This window comes from Pseudomonas sp. P1_C12 (assembly GCF_056406435.1).
On record NZ_JBFUAE010000001.1, the window covers coordinates 23,512 to 43,987 of the forward strand.

A 20,476-nucleotide genomic window follows, 5' to 3' on the forward strand; every position below is an offset into this window, starting at 1 on the left:
GCGGTTGTTTCGAGATCTGAGCCATGAGCTTCATTACCTGGGTGGCGGTGTTGGGGGCTGTGTTGCTGACGCTGGCACTGACCTCGTCGTACCTGCGCTGGATGCCGGTCACCACTTCGGCGGTGTGTCTGGTACTGGGCGTCGCCATCGGTCCGGCGGGCCTGGGTTTGCTCAGGCTGGATATCAAAGAGTCGGCATTCTGGATCGAGCACCTGACGGAAGTCGCGGTGCTGTTTTCATTGTTTGTCTGCGGTCTAAAGCTGCGACCAGCACTTCGTGATCGCCAATGGCGAGTGGCGTTCGTTCTGGCGGGACCGGTGATGGTGCTGACGATTGTCGGAGTCTGCCTGCTGCTGCATTTCGCTTTCGGACTGGCATGGGGGCCCTCGCTGCTGATCGGGGCGATACTGGCGCCGACCGATCCGGTCCTGGCCTCGCTGGTTCAGGTCAATGACGCCAAGGATGACGATCCGGTGCGGTTCGGACTCTCGGGCGAGGCCGGACTGAACGACGGCATCGCGTTCCCGTTTGTGATTCTGGGACTGCTGTTGTTGCAGCAAAACGGCAGTTTTGCCAGCGGTCTGGATGACTGGATCCTCGAGCGCCTGCTGTGGGCCGTGCCCGCCGGACTGCTGACCGGTTACTGGATGGGCCGCGGCATTGGCCGCCTGACCTTGTTCATGCGCATCAAGAATGCCGACAGCACGTTTTCCCCCAACGATTACCTGGCGCTGGCGCTGATCGCACTGGCTTATGTCGTGGCCGAAACCATTGGCGGCTATGGGTTTCTCTCGGTGTTTGCCGCTGGCCTGGGCTTGCGCCAGGCCGAGGTCAAGACCAGCAGTGACGCCCACACGCCGGCCGAGCACCTGGTTCAAGCGGTGGTCGGTCATCAGAATGCCGAACCCCAAGCGGCCGTGCTCGGCAATGTGGACCACCTGGAAGACACGCAAGTCGCGGCCGGGATCATGATGGGCGACATGTTGTCGTTCGGCAGCCTGGTGGAACGGGCCATGGAAGTGTTTCTGGTCACCTTGCTCGGGGTTGTGCTGATAGCACACTGGGACTGGCGGGCGCTGCTGGTCGCGTTGGTGCTGTTCGGGATGATTCGCCCGCTGACGGTCTGGCTGATGCCGTGGGGTTCGCTGCTCAATGGCCCGCAACGCTGGTTGATCGGCTGGTTCGGCATTCGCGGCATAGGGAGTTTTTACTACCTTTTCTATGCCTTGAACCACGATCTGGTGCCTTCAGTGGCAACCGTGTGTGCCGACCTGACGCTCTCGGTGGTCGCCCTGAGCATTCTGGTCCACGGCATCAGCACCCAGCCGCTGCTTGCCCGCTATGAACAGCGCAACCGCCGCGTCACTTCATCGCCAAAGCAATGATTTCCACCAGGTTGAGCTGGGTAAAAGGTTTCGACAAACGCGGCAGATGGGCGGCAAAGCCTTCCAGCCGCTCGGCATAACCGGTGGCGAGGATGATCGGCACACTCGGTCGCATGTTCCTGATGGCATTGGCCAGTTGCGCGCCACTCATCTGTGGCATGGCCATGTCGGTGATGACCAGATCGATATTCGGTTCACTGTTGAACAGCTCCAGCGCCCTGGCACCGCAAGCCGCACTGATGACCCGGTGTCCGAGGTCCTCGAGCAGCAGGCTGGTGCTGGTCAACACCAGACTGTCATCGTCCACCACCAGTACACACAGGCGGGGCACTTCCATGGCCTGAGTTTGCGCTACAGGCACAACGACCGAACCCTGGGTGGCAACCGGCAACCACAACTCGGCCGTCGTCCCCTGATCCTTGTTGCTTTTGAGGATGAAGCGCCCACCCAATTGTTCGATAAAACCGTGGACCATCGACAACCCCAGGCCTGTACCTTTACCGACGCCCTTGGTGGTAAAGAACGGGTCCATCGCCGAGGCCAGCGTGGTTTCATCCATGCCCTCGCCGGTATCAGTCACACTCAGGCAAACGTAACGCCCCGGCGCAAGGGATGAAGTGGCGTTGTCGGTCACTTCATCGGTTCTGGCGCTGAAGATGATGGTCCCGCCATGGGGCATGGCGTCACGGGCATTGGTTGCCAGGTTCAGTACGGCCAGTTCCAGTTGATTGACGTCCGCCATCACCGGTTCAAGATCCTCGGGAAAGCGTACTTCGATGTTCACCGAAGGCCCGAGGGAGCTGCGCAATAACCCGGAAATGCCTTCCACCAATGCCGGTATCCGCACCGGTTCCGATTTGAGTTCCTGGCGTCGGGCAAACGCCAGCATGCGCTGGGTCAGGGAAACCCCGCGCAAGGCGCCTTGGGTGGCGTTGTCGATCAGGCGGGTTATTTTTGGATCGTCCGTCACCCGTTTACGCACGATTTCCAGATTGCCGAGGATCACCGTCAGCAGGTTGTTGAAGTCGTGGGCGATGCCGCCGCTGAGTTGGCCGATGGCCTGCATTTTCTGCGCCTGGAACAAGGCCTCCCGGGTTTGCTCCAGCGCCTGCTGCGCCTGGGTGACTTCAGTGATGTCCCGGGTAATCTTGGCAAAACCGAGCAAGGTGCCGGTGTCGCCCCGGATCGGATCGACAATGACATGGGCAAGGAACCGTGTACCATCCTTGCGCACCCTCCAGCCCTGGTTTTCAAAGCGCCCTTCACGAATGGCGATGTCCAGCGTCCTTTGTGGTTCGCGGGCATCGCGATCCTCCGGGGTATAGAACATCGAAAAATGCTGGCCAATGACTTCTTCCGGCAAGTAACCCGTGATGCGCTGGGCGCCCAGGTTCCAGTTGCTCACGTGTCCGTCCGGCGAGAGCATATAGATCGCATAGTCAGTAACGCTCTGCACCAGCAGACGGAACTGCTGTTCGCTTTGCTTGAGGATTTCCTCGGCCATTTTGCGATCGGTCAGGTCCCGGGTGATCTTGGCAAACCCCAGCAATGTGCCCGACGGGTCGAGGATCGGGTCGATGACCACATGGGACCAGAAGTGTGTGCCGTCCTTGCGCACCTGCCACCCTTCTCCCTCGAAACGCCCTTCACGGATCGCCGTGTCCAGTGCCCGCAGGGGCAAGCCGGCATGGCGATCGTCATCGGTGTAGAAGCGCGAGAAATGCTCGCCGAGGATCTCGGCCTCCTCATACCCCTTGAAACGCCTGGCGCCGGCATTCCAGCTGGTAATGATGCCATCGGTATCAATCATGTAGATCGCGTAGTCGATCACCGCATCGATCAATAGCCGAAAACGACCGTCTTCGATGGCACTGGCCTTGGTTCGATCTTCGCTCATTGATCCCACCGCCTCATAGTTTCACTGGAGTATGGGTCATACCGGGATTTTGGAAAGCCCACCAACGCGGCAGCAATTGCTTGACCTTGCTCTCGCCAAAACGGTCATCGATCAACATCACCACCCCTTGATCCTGTTGCGTACGGATGACCCGCCCAGCGGCCTGCACCACTTTCTGTACGCCGGGAAACAGATAGGTGTAGTCGTATCCGGCGCCAAAAATGGCGGCCATGCGTCGCTTCAGTTGCTCGTTCACCGGATTGAGCTGCGCCAGCCCCAAGGTGGCGATAAATGCGCCGATCAACCGGGCACCGGGCAAATCGATGCCTTCACCAAAGGCCCCGCCCAACACAGCAAAGCCGACACCTTGGCCATCGGCGTGGAATTGATCGAGAAACTGCTGACGTTGCGCTTCGCCCATGCCTCGGGACTGCGACCACAGACTGATGTGCGGATGCTTCTCGGCGAGTAACTGCGCCACCTGCTGCAAATAATCGAAGCTGCTGAAAAACGCCAGGTAATTGCCGGGACGTTTGCTGAACTGTCTGGCGATCAACTCCACGATCGGTTCAAGGGAGCACTGGCGATGCACGAACCGGGTGGAAATCTGATCGACGATGTGCACTTGCAGTTGATCGGCATGAAACGGCGACTCGACGTCAATGCACACCGTGTCCGCCGGTGTCCCCAGTAAATCGGCGTAATAGTGCCGGGGGCTGAGGGTCGCGGAAAACAGCACCGTGCTGCGCGCGGCGGTCAGGCGCGGGCGGATGAACCCGGCGGGGACCACATTGCGCAGGCACAACTGCGAGAGGTTGCGCTTGCGCTCGAGGTCACGCTTGCCGATGTCGAACAGGAACTGTTCATCGAACAATTCGGCCACCCGGCAAAAATGCAGCATGTCGAAGTAAAAACCCTGCAGTGCACTGTCCAGCCCTTGAGGGTGATCGTTCAGGTAATCACCGATGCTGGCGCTGCAAGACGACAGTGCCTGAAGGAGCTTTTCCGGCGCCTTGTCATAGGCCTGATAAGCACCGGTTTGCGCGCCATGCAGGGCATTCCACTCGCGGTTGACCCGCTGCATCGGCTTTTTCAGCGCTTCGGGTGCGGATTTGCGCACGCTGTTGAGGGTCCCTTGATCGAGGCTGGCGCTGTACATCTGCCGGCCGCGTTCCACCAGGTTATGGGCTTCGTCGACCAGCACCGCGACTTTCCAGTTGTTGGCCTGGGCCAGACCGAACAACAAGGCGCTGAAGTCGAAGTAATAGTTGTAGTCGGCAACCACCACGTCGGCCCAGCGCGCCATTTCCTGGCTCAGGTAATACGGACAGACATCGTGCGCCAGGGCGACCTCGCGCAAGGCGCTCTGGTCCAGCAGGCTCAATTGACTGGCCGCCTGCCGTGCGGCGGGCAGGCGATCGTAGAAACCCCGGGCCAATGGGCACGACTCACCATGGCAGGCTTTGTCCGGGTGTTCGCAGGCCTTGTCCCGGGCGATCATCTCCAGCACCCGCAACGGCGGCGCACCGGCGCTGGCAAGAATCACTTGGGTGGCGTCCAGGGCCAGTTTGCGTCCCGGGGTTTTCGCCGTGAGGAAGAACACTTTGTCCAGTTGCTGTGGCGCCAGCGCCTTGAGCATGGGGAACAAGGTGCCCAGGGTTTTGCCGATTCCGGTGGGTGCCTGGGCCATCAGGCAGCGCCCCGTGCTGATGGCCTTGAACACCGACTCGGCCAGGTGGCGCTGCCCCGGTCGAAAGTCGGCATGGGGAAACGCCAGACGCTGCGCCGCCCGATTGCGCCCCTCTCGATGGGCGACTTCCTGTTCGGCCCATTGCAGGAACCGCGCGCAATGCCATTCGAAGAATTGTTGCAACTCCATCGCGTCGAAAGGCTCGACCAGGCAGGTTTCCTTTTCGCTGACGATGTCGAAATACACCAGCGCCAGGTTGATTTGAGGCAGATCCAGTTTCCGGCACATCAACCAGCCGTAGATTTTCGCCTGGGCCCAATGCAACTGGCGGTGGTTGGACGGTTGCTTGCTCAAATCACCGCGGTAGGTCTTGACCTCTTCCAGGCAGTTTTGCCCGGGGGCATAGCCGTCCGCCCTGCCCTTGACCGTCAAGGTTCGATACTGGCCCTCCAGGGCGACTTCGCTTTGGTAACCCTCGCTGCGTCGCGATGCCACCGTACGGTGCCCGACAATGCCTTCCAGCGCGGTCGGTGACGGTGTGAAGCGCAGATCGAGGTCGCCGGCCTTGGCGGTGAACTCACACAGCGCCCGCACCGCAATGCTGTAGCTCAAGCGCCCGGCTCCGCCCATTGCACGTAGCACACGGCAATCGGCATCTGGTGTTCGTGGCAGAACTCCAGCCAACGCAACTGGTTGTCCTGCAGGCGATCGCCCGGGCCTTTGACTTCGATCATGCGGTAGGTCTTTTGCTGCGGCCAGAACTGGATCAGGTCCGGCATGCCGGCGCGATTGGCCTTGATGTCCAGCAACAAACGGCTGAACCAGTGCTTGAGGTGCTCGGCCGGGAGGCAATCCAGGGCTTGCTCCAGCAGTTCTTCGCTGAGCACGCTCCAGAACACGAAAGGCGACTGCACGCCCCACTTGGCGACATAACGTTCGCGGATGGTCTGCCGGTAGCGCCCGTCGTCGAGTTCGGCCAGGCACGCCTGAAACAGTTCGGCCCGACGGCCATGGAAGTCTTCGCTGAGCAAATCCACCGGCCCGCGCTGGAACGGGTGAAAAAACGCGCCCGGCAAGGGCGCAAAAATCGCCGGCCAGCACAACAAGCCGAACAACGAGTTGACCAGGCTGTTTTCGACGTAGTGCACCGGCGCCGAATCCTCAGCCAGATGCGCCTGAACATAAAACTCGACCGACACTGCGGGATCGACTCTTGGTAGTTGCAGGTCCAGACGCTGCATTTCCCGAGGCGCTGCCCGCTTGATGGGCGGCCCGCCGAGCTTGCGCCGCAGGCGCGGCAGCACACGGAGCAGCTGTTGTTGTTCGGCGGCGCTCTCCGGCGCCTGTTCGGCCTCTGCGGCCAGCTCCAGCGCCAACTCAAACTCGCCACTGCGTTCCAGCACGCGAATCAGCCGCGAACGCGCGCCCGGATAGGCACATTCGCGGTAGAGGTGCAGGGCCATGGCGAAATCCGCGATGCGTTCGCAATACTGGCCCATCTGGAACAGCAGCTTGCCGCGCCGCCGTTGCAACCATGGGTTGTCCAGCACCAGCCCCTTGATGCGCTCGACCACCTCTTCCAGCGCTTCACCGGCCTCGAATTGTTGCTGGTACGCGTGCAGGAGGACACAGGCATCCACGTCTTCGCGGCTGCGCAAGCCACGGGACTCGGCACAGAATTCGACTTTTTCGTAGGTATAAATGCCCAGGTCAGCCAACACAAACTCCGACCAGTCCTGGTACAGGTTGCCGAAGAACATCAGGCGCAGGCGATCGCACAACGCCATGATGGTCAGGCTGAACAGGCGCTCATCCAGCCACGGGCACCAGTCATTGAAGCTCTGCGTCTGGGGAAATTGCGCGCTCAGCCTCGGCAACCAGTCGGTTTTCTTGCCTTTGGGTTGATCGATGGCAGCGGCAAAGGTCTGGAGGATCTCTGCCTTGAGCAGCACCTCGAACAGTTCGTCGATGGCGATGGGCATTTGCCCGTCGACCCAACGCTGTTCAAGCAACGGGCCGACGGCTGTGCCGATATCGCCGATTTCGTCGTAATGCAGCTTGTTCGCCCTGAAATGAACGCCCTTGCGCATGACCATTCTGACCAGCAGTGCCTGCGATTCACGGGGTAATCCCTTGAACGCCTGAATGAAATGCTGCTCTTCGACGCTCAACACATCGCCAGAGCGCCGCTCAAGCCAATCAAGCACTTGCATGAAGTTGTTCAGGTAATAGAACGGATCGTCGAGGGGATTTGCAGTCACAGGGAAATGGGCCATGGCGAGCGGGTACTGGTTATGCGTACAGATACCAGTTCCGCCCTGCCCGGTGCAATCGGAAAAGGATAAATGGCGCTGTACGGAAAATTTCCCGGGCAGTAGAACTTTCTGCCCCCCGGCGGCACCAACCGCCATAGAGGTGCAGTGACAGCCATCGAATTGATGGCGCTGCTTCAGAACCTATGGAGGTGATTATGGATATCAAGACTTTGGGCTTGCCCCTGGCGGTAGCGGCCCTGCTGACGCTGGCCGGTTGCTCGACGCCAACGGTGGTGACGCTGCAGAACGGCACTCAGTACCTGACCAAAGATATGCCGAAAACCAAAACCAGCGACGGGTTCTTCGAGTTTGAGGACATTTCGGGTGCGAAGGTCAAAGTCAGGGCCAATGACGTGGCGACGATTCGCCAGGAAGACTAACGTTTCTCCTGGCACGATGTGGCAGGTTTCGAGCACTGCTTTACACTCGACAGACCCCGTGCGACCGAATGACTGTGCAACGCTTCGACACGATGCGTTGCAATACGGGCATCACGTAAAGATTCTCAGGTGACATCGAAATGAAAATGGTCACGCCACTTCTGGCCTCTCTGCTCGCCGTCAGCGCGTGCGTGACTGCGAGCGTGTGTGACGCTGCCACAAAGGCAAAGGCAAAACCGAAGCCCTTGCCAACTTACAAAACCAGTTTCGATTGCGCCTCGCCCCAGGCCTCCGCCGAAAAGCTCATCTGTCATGACGCCCAACTGGCGCGCATGGACCTGGAACTCAATCGTCTTTATCTCCTGGCGCTCACGGATGAACATTCCGTGCCGCGCCCGGATAAAGTCGAGATTGATCAGCGGTTCTGGATTGAGTCCCGTAACCAGTGTGGTGGCGGGACTCAAGCCAAGGCGTGCTTCGTGCGAAGTTATGCCGAGCGTGCGTTCCAACTGCGCCAAGGTTCGGCCATTGCGAGAACCAAGGACCCAAGCAGACTCTCGGAAGGCCCGTTGGCTTATCGTTGCGCAGGGTTTAACGCATTGATTGCCGCTACCTTCTTTACGGTCGAACCGGGCGTGGTGTTCCTGAAATGGGCCAACACCTCGGTTACGCTGAACCAGGTGCCGAGCAATTCCGGAACCCAGTACACGGGCAAGGATTACAAAGGCAACTACAGCTTCTGGCAAATCGGCGATGACGTGTTTTTCCAGATACCCGGTTCAGGGCAGATGAGTTGCGCAGGCGAGCCGGTCGGCTGAGGACGATGGCATCGGGACGGATGGCCGCTCACCGCTTCAACTGCCGGTGCGAATCTTGTTCCACACTCGCGTACGCCCCCGATCGATATTCAGAGGCATGGCCTCCAGCGCAAACAGCTTGCCCATCATTTCAGGACTTGGGTAAACCTTGGTTTCAGGGTTGCGGTGTTCTTGAATTGCGTGATGCTCATGGGAGTACCTGTCGCTGTAGAGACGCTGTTCAGTGCATGAAACCTTCCATGAAACCGGCCACCCCGCTGGCCAGCTTGCGCCGCCAGGGCGCGGTCGCGGGGTTGGCCAGGGTCTGGTCCTCATGGACAAAGCTGCGGATGATTGCGTTGTAGCCGAGCCAGCGGATGGGTTCCGGCTCCCAGGCCCTGAGCGCGTCGAGGCCGCGCTGGGGGATGACCCACGGCTGGCGCACCAGATCGGTGTCGCGGCCCAGGATCAGGTCAGCCAGCGTGCGGCCTCCCAGGTTGCTGGCACCAATACCCTCCCCGCCATAGCCGCCCGACAGGGCAATGCCGTTGGCCCGATCGCAAAGCATGTGCGGCTGGAAATGCCGGGACATGCCCAGGTTGCCGCCCCAGGAATGGGTGATCTGCACGTTCTTCAACTGCGGGAACAGCTCGCCGAACAGGTAGCGCCGCAGGTGTATTTCGTCAGTGGTCAGGTCGAAGTCGTGGCGCAGTTTGCCGGCGAACTGGTACCCGCCACGGGCGCCAAAGATCAGTCGGTTGTCAGCGGTGCGCTGACCGTAGGTGACCTGGCGACTGGCCTCGCTGAACGCCTGGCCGCGGCTCAGGCCGATTTCGTCCCAGGTGGCCGCCGACAATGGCTCGGTCGCGACGATCAGGCTCTGCACCGGCATCTGATAACGCCCCAGCGGCGGCAAGGTGACGGAGTAGCCTTCTACCGCCGGCACCACCCAGCGACTGCGCACCGACGCTTTCGCCGTGCGCAGGCTGCCGGACTGCCAATGGGTGACCGGGCTGCTTTCATAGATTTTGACCCCCAGGCGCTCCACTGCCCGGGCCAGCCCTCGGACCAGCCTGGCCGGGTGAATGGTCGCCACGTGCGGCGCGTAGATTGCGCCGTAGGGTTTGGCGACGCGGATCTGCTGCGCCAGTTGTTCCGGGGTCAGCCAGCGATAGTGGCTGTCGTTGAGGCCCTGGCGGTGGAGATCGTCCAGGTAGTGGCGAAGGCTGGCCTCCTGCTCCGGATAGCGCGCAGCGCAGTACAGCACTCCGCCTTTACGGTAATCGCAGTCGATCCCCTCACGTTCGAGGACAATCTCCACTTCGTCTGGAATGCTGTGCAACAAATCGTAAGAGGCACGGCGCTCTTGCGCCGGCAGGTCTGCCAGCAGGCGATCTTCACCCAGCAAGTTGCCCATCAGCCAGCCGCCATTGCGCCCCGACGCGCCGAAACCGGCGGTCTGCGCTTCGACAATCGCAATGCTCAGGTCCGGTTTGTGCTGCTTGAGGTAGTACGCGGTCCAGAGACCGGTGTAGCCCGCGCCGATGATTGCCACGTCGACATCCAGGTCCCGCTCCAGCGCCGGACGCGCCAACAAAGGCTCGTCGAGCTGGTCCATCCACAAACTGATAGTGCGCCACGCCGGCATGCAAGACTCCGCCACTCAAACTTCAATGGCGTCGATCCTAGTGCGTGGGCTCAGGCGCTGTCTTGCGCGCGTGCACGCAAAGAAATTTGTTTGACGTAGGCCTTGGGTGACTGGCCGGTGTGCTGGCGGAAACAGCTGTAGAACGCTGACAGCGAATTGAATCCGGCAGCGAACGCCAGCTCATCGATACGCACTGGCGGTGTGGCGTCATCCAGCGCCGCGAGCAAGTGTTGCAGGCGTGCCTGGTTGACGTAGCGGTAGAAGCTCTGGCCCAGCACCTGATTCAACAGATAGGAAATCTGATTGCGGCTGTACCCGCACTCCTTCGCCACCTGTTGCAGATCAAGCTCCGGGGCAAGATACGGCTGTTGGCGCTGGAAATACTGCTGCAGGTCATCGGCCATGAAGCTCAATTGGCGAGGCGACAGGCCGAGCCGGCTGACCGCCGGGCGCTGGTTACTGGAAGTTTTGCTGCCGGGTTGTTCATGCACCAACGAGGCATATTCATTGACCCGCCAGATCAGCCCGTTCTTGACGGTGATCGCTTCACTGGCGCGCAACGACACCAGCCCTTCACCGCCGCGCAAGGTGATGCGGTATTGAATGAACGCAGTGTTGCCGTCCAGTCGAATGCGGTCGGAATGTTCCAGCGCTTCATCCGGATCCCGGGGCATGCTGCTACGCACGTATTCGCGTAATTCGGCCTGGCCCATGACCCGGTTCTGGAAAAAGTCGTTGTACTGGACTTCGGGGTGATAGAGCGCCATGACGCCGTCCAGATCCCGGTGCTTCCAGCGCAAGTGATAGCGCATGACCGTCTCGCCCGTGGCCTGGGTTTGCAACGGGCCATCATCATCGGCGTGCATTGAAAATCTCGACGGAAAAAACCGAGCTTGCCCAACTTGCGCCTTGTCTTCAACGACTAAACGGATGAAGGCTTTTGAGCGCAAATGCGAACGAAGCGTGACCTGAATCAAAAAAATGGCGGCAATCGCCAAATGAACTGAAAAATCCACATTCTTTTTACATCCGGATGCTACTTTTAAACACTGTCACTGGTTGAACCAATGAAGGTTCTTCCCTCCTACCATGAGCTAAGGGAAGCGCTCGATAATGAAGGCGGGTAACACATGAATAGAGGGTTCAGTAAGGTCACGTTTCCAAACGCCTGCCAGCTGATGCGCTGGCATTTTCATCCCATGGGTTTCGAGGCGAGCATGGACGCCCCGGGCAGCATGATTGCCCGTCTTTTTGATCGTGCCACTGGCGAGACCATGATCGCCATTGCCGGTATTCCTTGCGCCACCGTCATGAATGCCGCGGATGTAGAACTGATAATCGAAGCGGTGGAGGATGAACTTCAAGCCTTCGTACCACCGGAGGCCTTCAAGAGTTATGCCTGAAGGCTAAAGGCGCACAATGAAGCCCACATCAGGTGGGCTTTTGTGGGTAAGGAAAGATCAAAAGATCGCAGCCTTCGGCAGCTCCTACAGTTGACGGTGTACACCCTGTAGGAGCTGCCGAAGGCTGCGATCTTTGTAATTCAGGCCGACGCTTTGCCCTGCCGATGATCGACAAAGAACGCCTTGCCCTTGCCCACCCGGTCGGAGGCCTTGGGCATGTTCGCAGCCTGGGTGTCTTGCGCATCGACGTACCAGTAGCAATGGCTGACGGCGCGGGTAATACCCACGTAGGCCAGCCGCAGGATCTCGTCCTTCTGGGCGTTGTCGTAGGGTTCGCTGTCACCGGCCTTGCCCAGGCCCGCCATCCGGTAAACCTGATTCTTGTAGGGCGAGCTGGTCAGGTGCTGGCAGTCGCCCAGCAGAAACACCGCATCGGCCTGGAGGCCCTTGGCACTGTGATACGTCAGTTGCTTGAGCCTGCGAGCCTCATACGGCAAGCTAGAATCAACATTAACTACAGACTGAATATGTTCTTCTATCAATGACTTATCGCTACTTTTTCGATAAAGCATCAAGATTGAATCGCCCTTTCGGTAATGTTCCATCAGGCGCTGGGCCATGCCCTGGTCATCACGATCAAGGACGTTCACCGGCAGCAATGCCTTGGGTTCACCGCTAGCCTTGGCTTTCTTCCCGGCAATCGCCGGTGCTGCACGCACGATGTGTTCGGCGGCATCGATGATGTGCTGGTGGCTGCGATAGTTGTCGCTGAGCATGACCTTGGTGGTGCTCGGCGACGGGAACTCCTTGTTGAACTCCATGAAGTAGGTCGGCGAACTGCCGCGCCAACCATAGATGGACTGCCAGTCATCGCCCACACAGAGCAGCGAGGAACGCTGGGCGCCGCGTCCGACATGCATGGCCGGCCCGCGACTGCGGATCTCTGCCAGGCTGGCCCTGATCCAGGAGACGATTTGCGGCGAGACATCCTGAAACTCGTCGATCATCAGGTGTGACAACGGTCGCAGCAGATCATCGCTGAGCAGTTTGAGATTCTCCGGCGAATGCTCGCTGAACAGGGCAAACATCCGGTTGTAAGTCATGATCGGCGGTTTCTGATCGAGCAAGTGATCTTCCAGCGCCCGCCAGTAAAGGCTCAAGGCCTCGAAGAAGAACCGGTCGGGATCGTCCTTGGCGAAACTCATCTGAGCCACGGCACCCGGCACGTCCAGCCCAAGATTTTCGATGAACCCGGCGGCGGCGACAAAGCAATCGAGCAACGGCGCGGAGGCGAGCTCGCCCTTGACCTTGTAATCGAAGCCCGGCCCGGCGCTGGCATCGCCCGCCAGCGAGGCCAAAACACGTTTCGATGATTCGTAGCTATCCAGCCATATCAATGGCTTACGACAAAAAGCTTGAAACAGGGTGCGCTTGACTGCCCACTCTGCGCGCACCGACAGCTTGGCGTTTGGTCGCGTGACCTGCGGGTTTTCCCGAGGGTCGAACCCCAGCACCACCCAGGCATCCAGGGACGGGATGTAGCCGTGACTATGAAATTTCGAACCGTTGATATCGAACGACTGGCGATTCGGCTCAATCCCCTTGATGGGCCAGGCACCGGCGCGAAACCACAGGTCCTCAATGGCGTCGCACAGTTCTTCATCGCGCTTGGCCGCCAGTTCGGTAACACCCATGCGTTTCTGCACATCCGGGTGATCCCGCTCCAGCTCCCTGAGTTGCAAGGCGTGCCGGGACAATGGCTTGATCAGCTCACGAAAACGCTCATCCTCATTGTGCAGACGGTGATAGCAGGCGTTGAGCTGTTGGCGTTGAGCGTCGTTGATCCGCAGATCGAACGGATTGCTGTCGACCTCCTCGTCACCCTGCGCAGCCCGCAGGCTGAGGTTCTCGAATGCCTGCAAACGCTCGAAACCCGGAAGACTGCGGACCATCGGCAGGATCCGCGAGTGAAAGGTGCGCACCAGGTCCCGCGCCTCCTTGAAACTGATCGCGCGCCCCCAGAGCGCAAACAGTTCGATCAGCTTATTGATGAAGTCCTTGCGCGACTCACGAGTGAAGGTCACCACCGTCATCGAACTCAGCTCGAAGCCCAGGTAATGGGTCAACAGCAAGATACGCAGCACCAGCGTGGTCGATTTGCCGGCACCGGCGCCCGCGATCACCGAGGTGGATGGCGTGTCGCTGAAGATCATTTTCCACTGGGCGGCGCTGGGTTGGGCATGGGCTGGCAACAACCGGGCGACATCCGCCTTCATGCGCTTCTTCAATTCGGCGTTCAACGGCAGGCGCCAATCGTCGAACAACAGGTCATCGACATTCGGTGGCCGGTGTTCGGTGGCGCGCGAGTCGCGGATCAGCAGGACCTGCCGACCCTCCTCCAGCCCCTCGAGCTTGCCTTCCTTGTAGCCGTAATCGACCCCGGCGCTGTGACCGCTGCGAAAACCGTCGGCCTGGCCATGCAACCACGACGCACGATGCTGTGCGTGCAGGCGGGTCAGGCTGTAACCGAAGAATCGGGCGAGCAATCGCTTGATCAACGGCATCTCGGCCAAGGGGCGAAGTTCGGGAGGAAGATCGGGGGTGTGTTGCGGCACGCGGACTGACTCCAGGGTGTGAGGCTGTTGAGCGCTATGGTGTCTGCATTTGCTCTCGAGTTCTAGTGAATTGCTTATGACTCATTGGCTTATGCGATGAAGTGAAGGCTGGATGAGAAACTTCCGAGTTCGTTTTATATCAATGTATTCGATGGGAATGCTGCATTTTTTACGCTTTTTATCGATTGTTGCCTGTTGAATGATGGCCGTCATCACTCACCGGTCTCGCTTCGTGGCTCAGGCGCCTTGCCCCATGACGAACCTTTTCTGGAGACGATCATGCTTGAACTCAGACCTTTCAACTCGCTCGGCGGCGCTCACCACGGCTGGCTGGATGCTCACCATCATTTTTCGTTCGCCGAGTACTACGATCCCAAGCGCATGAACTGGGGCAACCTGCGGGTCTGGAATGACGACGTGATCGCCCCCGGCACCGGTTTCCCGCAACACCCGCACCGGGACATGGAAATCATCACCTATGTCCGCGAAGGCGCCATCACCCACCAGGACAACCTTGGCAACAAGGGGCGCACCGAAGCGGGCGACGTCCAGGTCATGAGTGCAGGCACCGGGATCGCCCACAGCGAGTACAACCTGGAAGCGACGCCGACCAGGATTTTCCAGATCTGGATCATCCCGAACGAGTCCGGCCTGGCCCCTTCCTGGGGCGCCAAGCCGTTCCCGAAAGGCAACCGCGAAGGCTTTGTCACCCTGGCCAGCGGCAAAGAAGGCGACGACCAGAGTTTGCGCATCCGCGCAGATGCCCGGCTGGTAGCGGCCAATCTGAAGGCCGGCGAGTCTGCCGAATACCATTTGGACAACGGTCGTCGTGCTTACCTGGTGCCGGCCACCGGGGTCATTGAAGTCAATGGGTTGCGTGCACAAGCTCGAGATGGTGTAGCCATTGCCGATGAGCCGGTTTTACGGGTGACGGCCATCGAGGACAGTGAGATCGTTCTGGTGGATCTGGCTTGATCGGGCAGATAGTAAAAAAAATGGGGCGGCCATAGTGGTCGCCCCATTTTTTTGGTGCCTGTACAAATGTCTTCGCTGGCAAGCCAGCTCCTACAGGTTAAGCGCAATCCCCGTAGGAGCTGGCTTGCCGGGTCGCCGCATCGCAGCGAAGGGGCCTTCAATCAATTCGAGGAAATAGCACCATCCACCAGCGTTTGCGCCTCGGCCACCAGTTGCTTGAGGTGGTCGTCGCTGACAAAGCTTTCGGCGTAGATCTTGTAGATGTCTTCCGTGCCCGACGGACGCGCCGCGAACCAGCCGTTCTCGGTCATGACCTTGAGACCGCCAATGGCCTGGTCATTGCCCGGTGCGTGGCTGAGGATGCTCTGGATCGGCTCGCCGGCCAATTGGGTCGAGGTGACCTGTTGCGGCGACAGCTTGCTCAACAGCGCTTTCTGCTCCGGATTGGCCTTGGCATCGACCCGTACCGAGAACGGCTCACCCAGTTCGTCGGTCAAGGCACGATACGCCTGGCTCGGGTCGCGACCGGTCCGGGCCGTCATCTCGGCGGCCAGCAGGGCCGGAATCAAACCGTCCTTGTCGGTGCTCCAGACGCTGCCGTCCTTGCGCAGGAACGAGGCACCGGCGCTTTCTTCACCGCCGAAACCGAGGGATCCATCGAACAGGCCGTCGGCAAACCATTTGAAGCCAACCGGCACTTCGTACAGGCGGCGACCCAGGCGCTTGGCCACGCGGTCGATCAAGCCACTGCTGACCACGGTTTTACCCACGGCCGCATCGGCGCGCCATTGCGGACGGTTCTGGAACAGGTAGTCGATGGCAACGGCGAGGTAGTTGTTCGGCGCCAGCAAACCACCGGACGGCGTGACGATGCCATGGCGGTCGTGGTCCGGATCGCAGGCAAATGCCACGTCAAAGCGTTCTTTCAGGCCGATCAGGCCTTGCATGGCGTGGCTGGACGATGGGTCCATGCGGATCTGGCCGTCCCAGTCGACGGTCATGAAACGGAAGGTCGGGTCGACCTCTTTGTTCACCACTTCCAGGTCCAGACGGTAATGCTCGGCAATCGCCGACCAGTAGTGCACCCCCGCTCCACCCAACGGATCGACGCCCAGGCGCAGCTTGGCATCGCGGATGGCGTCGAAGTCGATCACGTTGATCAGGTCGGCGACATAGGTGTTGAGGTAATCGTGACGATAGGTGGTGCTGGCCTTCAGCGCCTGCTCGTAGCTGATGCGCTTGACGCCAGCGAGCTTGTTGGCCAGCAGCTCGTTGGCCTTGGCTTCGATCCACTTGGTGATGTGGGTATCGGCCGGACCACCGTTGGTTGGGTTGTACTTGTAGCCACCGCTTTGCGGCGGGTTGTGGGACGGCGTGATGACAATGCCGTCCGCCAGGCCGGTGGTGCGACCACGGTTGTAGCAGAGAATCGCATGGGAAATGGCCGGCGTCGGCGTGTACTCGTCACCTTCGGCGATCATCACGGTCACGCCGTTGGCCGCCAGCACTTCGAGGGCGCTGGCGCCGGCCGGTGTGGACAGCGCGTGGGTGTCGATGCCGACAAACAGCGGACCATCGATGCCTTGAGCTTCGCGATACAGGCAGATCGCCTGGCTGATCGCCAGCACGTGCCATTCGTTGAAACTCAAGTCGAACGAACTGCCCCGATGCCCGGACGTGCCGAAGGCAACGCGCTGGGTCGAAATCGCGGCATCCGGCTGGCCGGTGTAATAGGCCGTTACCAGTCGCGGGATGTCGACCAACAATGCTGCCGGTGCCGGTTTACCCGCAAAAGGACTGAGTGTCATGCAAAACCTCTGGAATAGAGTGGTTCAGGAATTGGGGCGCAGTTTACTGGCAGTTGGACCGCAAGGCGATGGGATCGATCCAACACAGCGCAGGTTGTTATTTTTTGTCTCGCTCACTCGATCGATTCCAGGCGCAGCGCATCCCCCAGCAGTCCCAGTGCGGCCGCCAGGTTGTGATCGCCGCCGAACGTATGACTCAAGCGCAAATGCTGCCCGTGCAGACCGTGGAGGCTGAACAGTTCCCCCGGCGCGATGACCACTTGATGCACCAGCAGGCGCTGGAACACACGACGTACGTTGACCCGACGCAACGAGCGCACCCAGATCGTTGCACCGCCTTGCGGCTCGACGAAATGCAAGGCATCACCCAATCGCTCCTGCAACAACTGGGTCATTTGACTCTTGCGCTCCTTGAGTAGCCGTCGCAGCACCAGCAGATGCTGATCGATGCGACCGCTACTGTACAAACGGGCGATGGCTTTCTGGCGAATCGGCGAGAGACGGAACGAACGCAGCAGAAAGTGCCGTTGCAGCTCAACGCTCAAATGCCTTGAAAGCAGGTAACCATAGGGCGCTTCAGGCCCGATGACTTTCTCGAACGTGGAAAACACCATCAGCCGTTCAGGGTCCAGCAAGTCGCGAAAGCGCACGCCGCCAAGGTCGAATCCGAGTTCGCCATAACAGTCGTTTTCCAGCACCCAGCTGTCATGCGCGGCCAAAAGCCGGGCAATGGCCTGCCTGTTTTCGTCAGGCGCCAGGCTGCCGCGGGGCATATTCAGGGCCGATGAAAGCATCACCAGCCTGACCGGTTCGGTATCCAGCAGCATGTTGAGCCGTTCCGGATCCAGGCAGCCATCGGCCTGCACGGGCAGTTCAATCACCCGCACGCAGGCGGCTTGAAACAAACGCAGGATCGTCCAGTCGCACGGCGATTCGACCACCACGGTGGCATCTTTCAAGCCCAGCACGGCGATCAGGATTTCCAGTACACCGCGAAGGTCTGCGCCGATGTAGACATCATCGGCGTGCCAGTAACGCATTGGAGACGTGGTGTAGCGCGCAGCCAGGGCGGTGCGCAATTCGAGCTCGCCGCAGGGTTGCGAAGGCGACTGCGGCTGGCGGGGATACTGGCGCAGCAACTCTCGCTCCAGCAGCAACAAAGGACTGTCCAGCGGCTGCAGCAACGCCGGTTCATCGGCGCTCAAGACCAGCATCCCCGGGCGCCTGGCATTGACGTAGACGGCTTCCAGCAGATCGCTGCCGCTGTCTTGCAGGTTGATCGAGGACACTGGCAATGCGTAGTAACCGGACTTGGCCACCGAATAGACGCGCCCTTCTTTCTCCAGCAGCGAATAGGCGTACTGAATGGTCGAGATCGACACATTGAGACGCTCCGCCAGATGCCGCAGCGACGGCAGGCGGATGGGCGAATCCCCTTCAGATTCGTTGATCAGGCTGACCAGGTATCGATAAACCGCCTGATAGGCGAAATCCGTTTCTCGTGGACCTTTCATGGGCGAAGGCCAACCGCACTGGCTGAAAACCCGCCCACGTTCAGTGGCCCGCTGACCATTCATCCACCCACGTACTGTCGGCATCAGGATCGCCCAGCGTATTTTGCGACGCGGCCCTTTGAATGATTGCTTCAGCCACCCCGCCAGCGCCTGCGGGTGTCCACTCCATGCGGTAAAGCTGGCCAATCAGGCTGACGGGCAATCCGCTGACATCAATCATCCACTGCATGATCTGTTCGCCGACCGGGTGCCCCTGCATGGCCTTGTGCAGCTCGGGCATGGCCACCAGCATGCCCGGATGGCACTGACGCAGGAAATGCTCGAGCCCCGCACCTTTTTCGGTGAAAGGTGAAAAAAGCAGGCACACCAGCTGTGCTTCGCTCAGGCCCAGGTTCTTTTGCGCTTCGGCCGCCGCTCGGGCGCGCTGCTCGGTCAGTGTCGCCGGGTTACCGAAGACCTCGATGGCCTGCTCGCACAAACGCTCGGGCAAGCGCTTGCGGCGCATCATCACCAAGGCGCGTTGCAGGTATTGCGTAATGCCGAACTCGTAATTGCGGCCATGCACGTAGCACGCTTGCAACCCCCTGACGTGCGCCGAGATCGACGGGCTGACGAATTCGTTGTCGCTGATCTGCGCAGACAGTTCGTCAGGCTGGAACCGGAGAAACTCAGTCAGCAATGGCCAGCGTTCTTCCAGGTTGCTGACCAGCAGGTCGTGGATGTCGATGCAGGCCGTACGACGACAGGTCTCGAAGCGCTCTTGTGGACGCCACCGGGCCTGGCTGTAATCCGCGTAGAACGCGTGATAACAGTCGCTGCCCAGTTCATCGAGCAATGCGAACAGCCCCGCATAATCGACCTCACCCGTGGGCGAAGGCTTGAGCCCTGCCTTGGTGGCGGCACGCTTCAAACCGTCGATGAACTGCTTCTGTTGACGCGGCGTGTCACTGATGAGCAACGCGTCGACACCACCGTCCCAGCGGGCGATTTGCCCGTAGAACTCTCCCGTGGCCAGATAACCGTCATCCCACAGGTCCAACCCGCCACGCCACTCCCGACGATGGCCGATCAGCAGCAGGTTCAGGCGACTGGACTCGCGACCGGCGTCGGAGATCGGCGCCAGGTGGTTGAACGGCAAGACTTCCCGATCATCGACCATCAACACCTCGACCCGGGGATCGTCATAGACAAACAATGCGCTGTTGGTTCGGTGCATGTTTTCCACCGCCGCGCCGCTTGCCCCGTTCAACCGTAACGAGGCGATGCGCAACTGGAATGTCGCTGGCGACCGAGTGGCAATGGTCAACTGCGCAGCACGCAACAGCGCCAGGGTGTAGCAGTTGTCACGGCCCCCGGACTGGATCGCCAACACCTTGTAATCGCCAATGCGCTCCATGCCCCCCGCCGCTACCGTCAGACGCTGAATCAACAATTGCAAAGCAGTGCGTTCGGCACGGGAGAAAAAACCCAGCAATCGCTGCAGCACTTGTTGATAGACATGGTTCATCGCTTGGTCATGGATGCTGGTCATCTTTATTTACCTGATACTCGTAAGTTCAACATCGCGCAGACAGCAAATCCCGTTGCACTGTCTGCGCGAATGGAGTCATGGACTTTATTGCCAAATGCTAGCACTTGAATTTTCTGGTGATCATTTGAAACGTTCGTAGCGCCCCCTCGGTTTAACGACGCAGGCGAAGCTGTAGCGCCCGACTGGCAAGGGTTTGCTCGACTTGAATCGCAGTCCTAGGAAACTTCCGACAATATCCCACAGACATTTAATACAAGAAATAAAGAAGGAAGTTGTCGCTATCTTTTTGGCAACTACACAACAACACTCTAGTTTGGAGAGGTGCACCGACGGCGCACATTGAAAAGTTTCAGCCTGACACCCAGCCATGACTCATTCCTTGAGATGAAAGTAATCATTCAATTATCAGGGCTTAGTGGCTGATTAGAAGCTACAGATTACGAGCAAAAACCAGTTCAGTTGCTGGACCGGCCTGCGGATCGAAGGATTTCGGGGGACTGAAACGAAAGAGTCCGCGT

14 protein-coding genes and 1 pseudogene are annotated in these 20,476 nt (G+C 59.7%); 5 read left to right on the forward strand and 10 right to left on the reverse strand.

The window, feature by feature from the left end:
- Nucleotides 1-23 precede the first annotated feature (23 nt).
- On the forward strand, nucleotides 24-1,385 hold the full coding sequence (locus tag AC1D19_RS00100; protein ID WP_477761901.1) for a cation:proton antiporter: 1,362 nt from the start codon (nucleotides 24-26) through the stop codon (nucleotides 1,383-1,385).
- Here the strand turns inward: AC1D19_RS00100 and AC1D19_RS00105 are convergent.
- From AC1D19_RS00105 to AC1D19_RS00115, 3 genes are read right to left on the reverse strand one after another with little or no spacing between them, the layout of a single operon-like run.
- Nucleotides 1,363-3,282: a hybrid sensor histidine kinase/response regulator gene (locus tag AC1D19_RS00105; protein WP_477761902.1), complete on the reverse strand. Its 1,920-nt coding sequence runs from the start codon at nucleotides 3,280-3,282 to the stop codon at nucleotides 1,363-1,365. The two genes, AC1D19_RS00100 and AC1D19_RS00105, sit on opposite strands and share 23 nt — an antisense overlap.
- Before the next feature lie 13 nt (nucleotides 3,283-3,295).
- Nucleotides 3,296-5,584, reverse strand: coding sequence for an ATP-dependent DNA helicase (locus AC1D19_RS00110; RefSeq protein ID WP_477761903.1), 2,289 nt, complete (start codon nucleotides 5,582-5,584; stop codon nucleotides 3,296-3,298).
- Nucleotides 5,581-7,248, reverse strand: coding sequence for a VRR-NUC domain-containing protein (locus AC1D19_RS00115; RefSeq protein ID WP_477761904.1), 1,668 nt, complete (start codon nucleotides 7,246-7,248; stop codon nucleotides 5,581-5,583). The genes AC1D19_RS00110 and AC1D19_RS00115 overlap by 4 nt, the downstream gene beginning before the upstream one ends.
- A gap of 194 nt (nucleotides 7,249-7,442) precedes the next feature.
- Between AC1D19_RS00115 and AC1D19_RS00120 the strand changes: the two genes are divergently transcribed.
- On the forward strand, nucleotides 7,443-7,667 hold the full coding sequence (locus tag AC1D19_RS00120; RefSeq protein WP_477761905.1) for a YgdI/YgdR family lipoprotein: 225 nt from the start codon (nucleotides 7,443-7,445) through the stop codon (nucleotides 7,665-7,667).
- Between the two features lie 140 nt (nucleotides 7,668-7,807).
- Nucleotides 7,808-8,485 (forward strand): MliC family protein, encoded by a 678-nt coding sequence (locus AC1D19_RS00125; protein WP_477755484.1) that lies wholly within the window; start codon nucleotides 7,808-7,810, stop codon nucleotides 8,483-8,485.
- Between the two features lie 36 nt (nucleotides 8,486-8,521).
- On the opposite strand, the pseudogene AC1D19_RS00130 reads toward AC1D19_RS00125, so the two are convergent.
- The 3 genes and pseudogenes from AC1D19_RS00130 to AC1D19_RS00140 all read right to left on the reverse strand — a co-directional run.
- Nucleotides 8,522-8,641, reverse strand: a pseudogene (locus AC1D19_RS00130) (spermidine/putrescine ABC transporter substrate-binding protein PotF); the annotation flags it as partial.
- 64 nt (nucleotides 8,642-8,705) lie between these two features.
- Nucleotides 8,706-10,112 (reverse strand): NAD(P)/FAD-dependent oxidoreductase, encoded by a 1,407-nt coding sequence (locus AC1D19_RS00135; RefSeq protein ID WP_477761906.1) that lies wholly within the window; start codon nucleotides 10,110-10,112, stop codon nucleotides 8,706-8,708.
- Between the two features lie 50 nt (nucleotides 10,113-10,162).
- Nucleotides 10,163-10,978, reverse strand: a complete 816-nt coding sequence (locus AC1D19_RS00140) for a helix-turn-helix transcriptional regulator (protein WP_477761907.1) — start codon at nucleotides 10,976-10,978, stop codon at nucleotides 10,163-10,165.
- A 264-nt stretch (nucleotides 10,979-11,242) separates the two neighbouring features.
- Here AC1D19_RS00140 and AC1D19_RS00145 point away from each other — a divergent pair, with 264 nt between their 5' ends.
- Nucleotides 11,243-11,515, forward strand: a complete 273-nt coding sequence (locus AC1D19_RS00145; protein ID WP_477755487.1) for a DUF1652 domain-containing protein — start codon at nucleotides 11,243-11,245, stop codon at nucleotides 11,513-11,515.
- Between the two features lie 140 nt (nucleotides 11,516-11,655).
- On the opposite strand, the gene AC1D19_RS00150 is transcribed toward AC1D19_RS00145, so the two are convergent.
- Nucleotides 11,656-14,130, reverse strand: coding sequence for a UvrD-helicase domain-containing protein (locus tag AC1D19_RS00150; protein WP_477761908.1), 2,475 nt, complete (start codon nucleotides 14,128-14,130; stop codon nucleotides 11,656-11,658).
- Nucleotides 14,131-14,409: 279 nt separating this feature from the next.
- On the opposite strand from AC1D19_RS00150, the gene AC1D19_RS00155 reads away from it, so the two are divergent.
- Entirely contained in the window at nucleotides 14,410-15,105 is a 696-nt protein-coding gene (locus tag AC1D19_RS00155; RefSeq protein WP_477761909.1) for a pirin family protein, read from the forward strand.
- A gap of 161 nt (nucleotides 15,106-15,266) precedes the next feature.
- On the opposite strand, the gene pgm is transcribed toward AC1D19_RS00155, so the two are convergent.
- The 3 genes from pgm to AC1D19_RS00170 all read right to left on the reverse strand — a co-directional run bounded on the left by pgm (nucleotide 15,267) and on the right by AC1D19_RS00170 (nucleotide 19,958).
- A complete protein-coding gene (pgm, locus tag AC1D19_RS00160) occupies nucleotides 15,267-16,913 on the reverse strand; it encodes a phosphoglucomutase (alpha-D-glucose-1,6-bisphosphate-dependent) (protein WP_477761910.1) in 1,647 nt (548 codons plus the stop codon).
- 113 nt (nucleotides 16,914-17,026) lie between these two features.
- On the reverse strand, nucleotides 17,027-18,427 hold the full coding sequence (locus AC1D19_RS00165; protein WP_477761911.1) for an aminotransferase-like domain-containing protein: 1,401 nt from the start codon (nucleotides 18,425-18,427) through the stop codon (nucleotides 17,027-17,029).
- A gap of 40 nt (nucleotides 18,428-18,467) precedes the next feature.
- Nucleotides 18,468-19,958 carry a hypothetical protein gene (locus AC1D19_RS00170; RefSeq protein ID WP_477761912.1) on the reverse strand — a complete coding sequence of 497 codons (1,491 nt, stop codon included), beginning with the start codon at nucleotides 19,956-19,958 and terminating at the stop codon, nucleotides 18,468-18,470.
- Between the last annotated feature and the right edge of the window lie 518 nt (nucleotides 19,959-20,476).

What these genes read in the sequence shown, in the direction of transcription:
- AC1D19_RS00155 (WP_477761909.1), top strand. Translation starts at nt 14,410, where the DNA reads ATGCTTGAACTCAGACCTTTCAACTCGCTCGGCGGCGCTCACCACGGC.
- AC1D19_RS00170 (WP_477761912.1), bottom strand. Translation starts at nt 19,958, where the DNA reads ATGACCAGCATCCATGACCAAGCGATGAACCATGTCTATCAACAAGTG.
- AC1D19_RS00125 (WP_477755484.1), top strand. Translation starts at nt 7,808, where the DNA reads ATGAAAATGGTCACGCCACTTCTGGCCTCTCTGCTCGCCGTCAGCGCG.
- AC1D19_RS00165 (WP_477761911.1), bottom strand. Translation starts at nt 18,427, where the DNA reads ATGAAAGGTCCACGAGAAACGGATTTCGCCTATCAGGCGGTTTATCGA.
- AC1D19_RS00145 (WP_477755487.1), top strand. Translation starts at nt 11,243, where the DNA reads ATGAATAGAGGGTTCAGTAAGGTCACGTTTCCAAACGCCTGCCAGCTG.
- AC1D19_RS00135 (WP_477761906.1), bottom strand. Translation starts at nt 10,112, where the DNA reads ATGCCGGCGTGGCGCACTATCAGTTTGTGGATGGACCAGCTCGACGAG.
- AC1D19_RS00105 (WP_477761902.1), bottom strand. Translation starts at nt 3,282, where the DNA reads ATGAGCGAAGATCGAACCAAGGCCAGTGCCATCGAAGACGGTCGTTTT.
- AC1D19_RS00140 (WP_477761907.1), bottom strand. Translation starts at nt 10,978, where the DNA reads ATGCACGCCGATGATGATGGCCCGTTGCAAACCCAGGCCACGGGCGAG.
- pgm (WP_477761910.1), bottom strand. Translation starts at nt 16,913, where the DNA reads ATGACACTCAGTCCTTTTGCGGGTAAACCGGCACCGGCAGCATTGTTG.
- AC1D19_RS00115 (WP_477761904.1), bottom strand. Translation starts at nt 7,248, where the DNA reads ATGGCCCATTTCCCTGTGACTGCAAATCCCCTCGACGATCCGTTCTAT.
- AC1D19_RS00100 (WP_477761901.1), top strand. Translation starts at nt 24, where the DNA reads ATGAGCTTCATTACCTGGGTGGCGGTGTTGGGGGCTGTGTTGCTGACG.
- AC1D19_RS00120 (WP_477761905.1), top strand. Translation starts at nt 7,443, where the DNA reads ATGGATATCAAGACTTTGGGCTTGCCCCTGGCGGTAGCGGCCCTGCTG.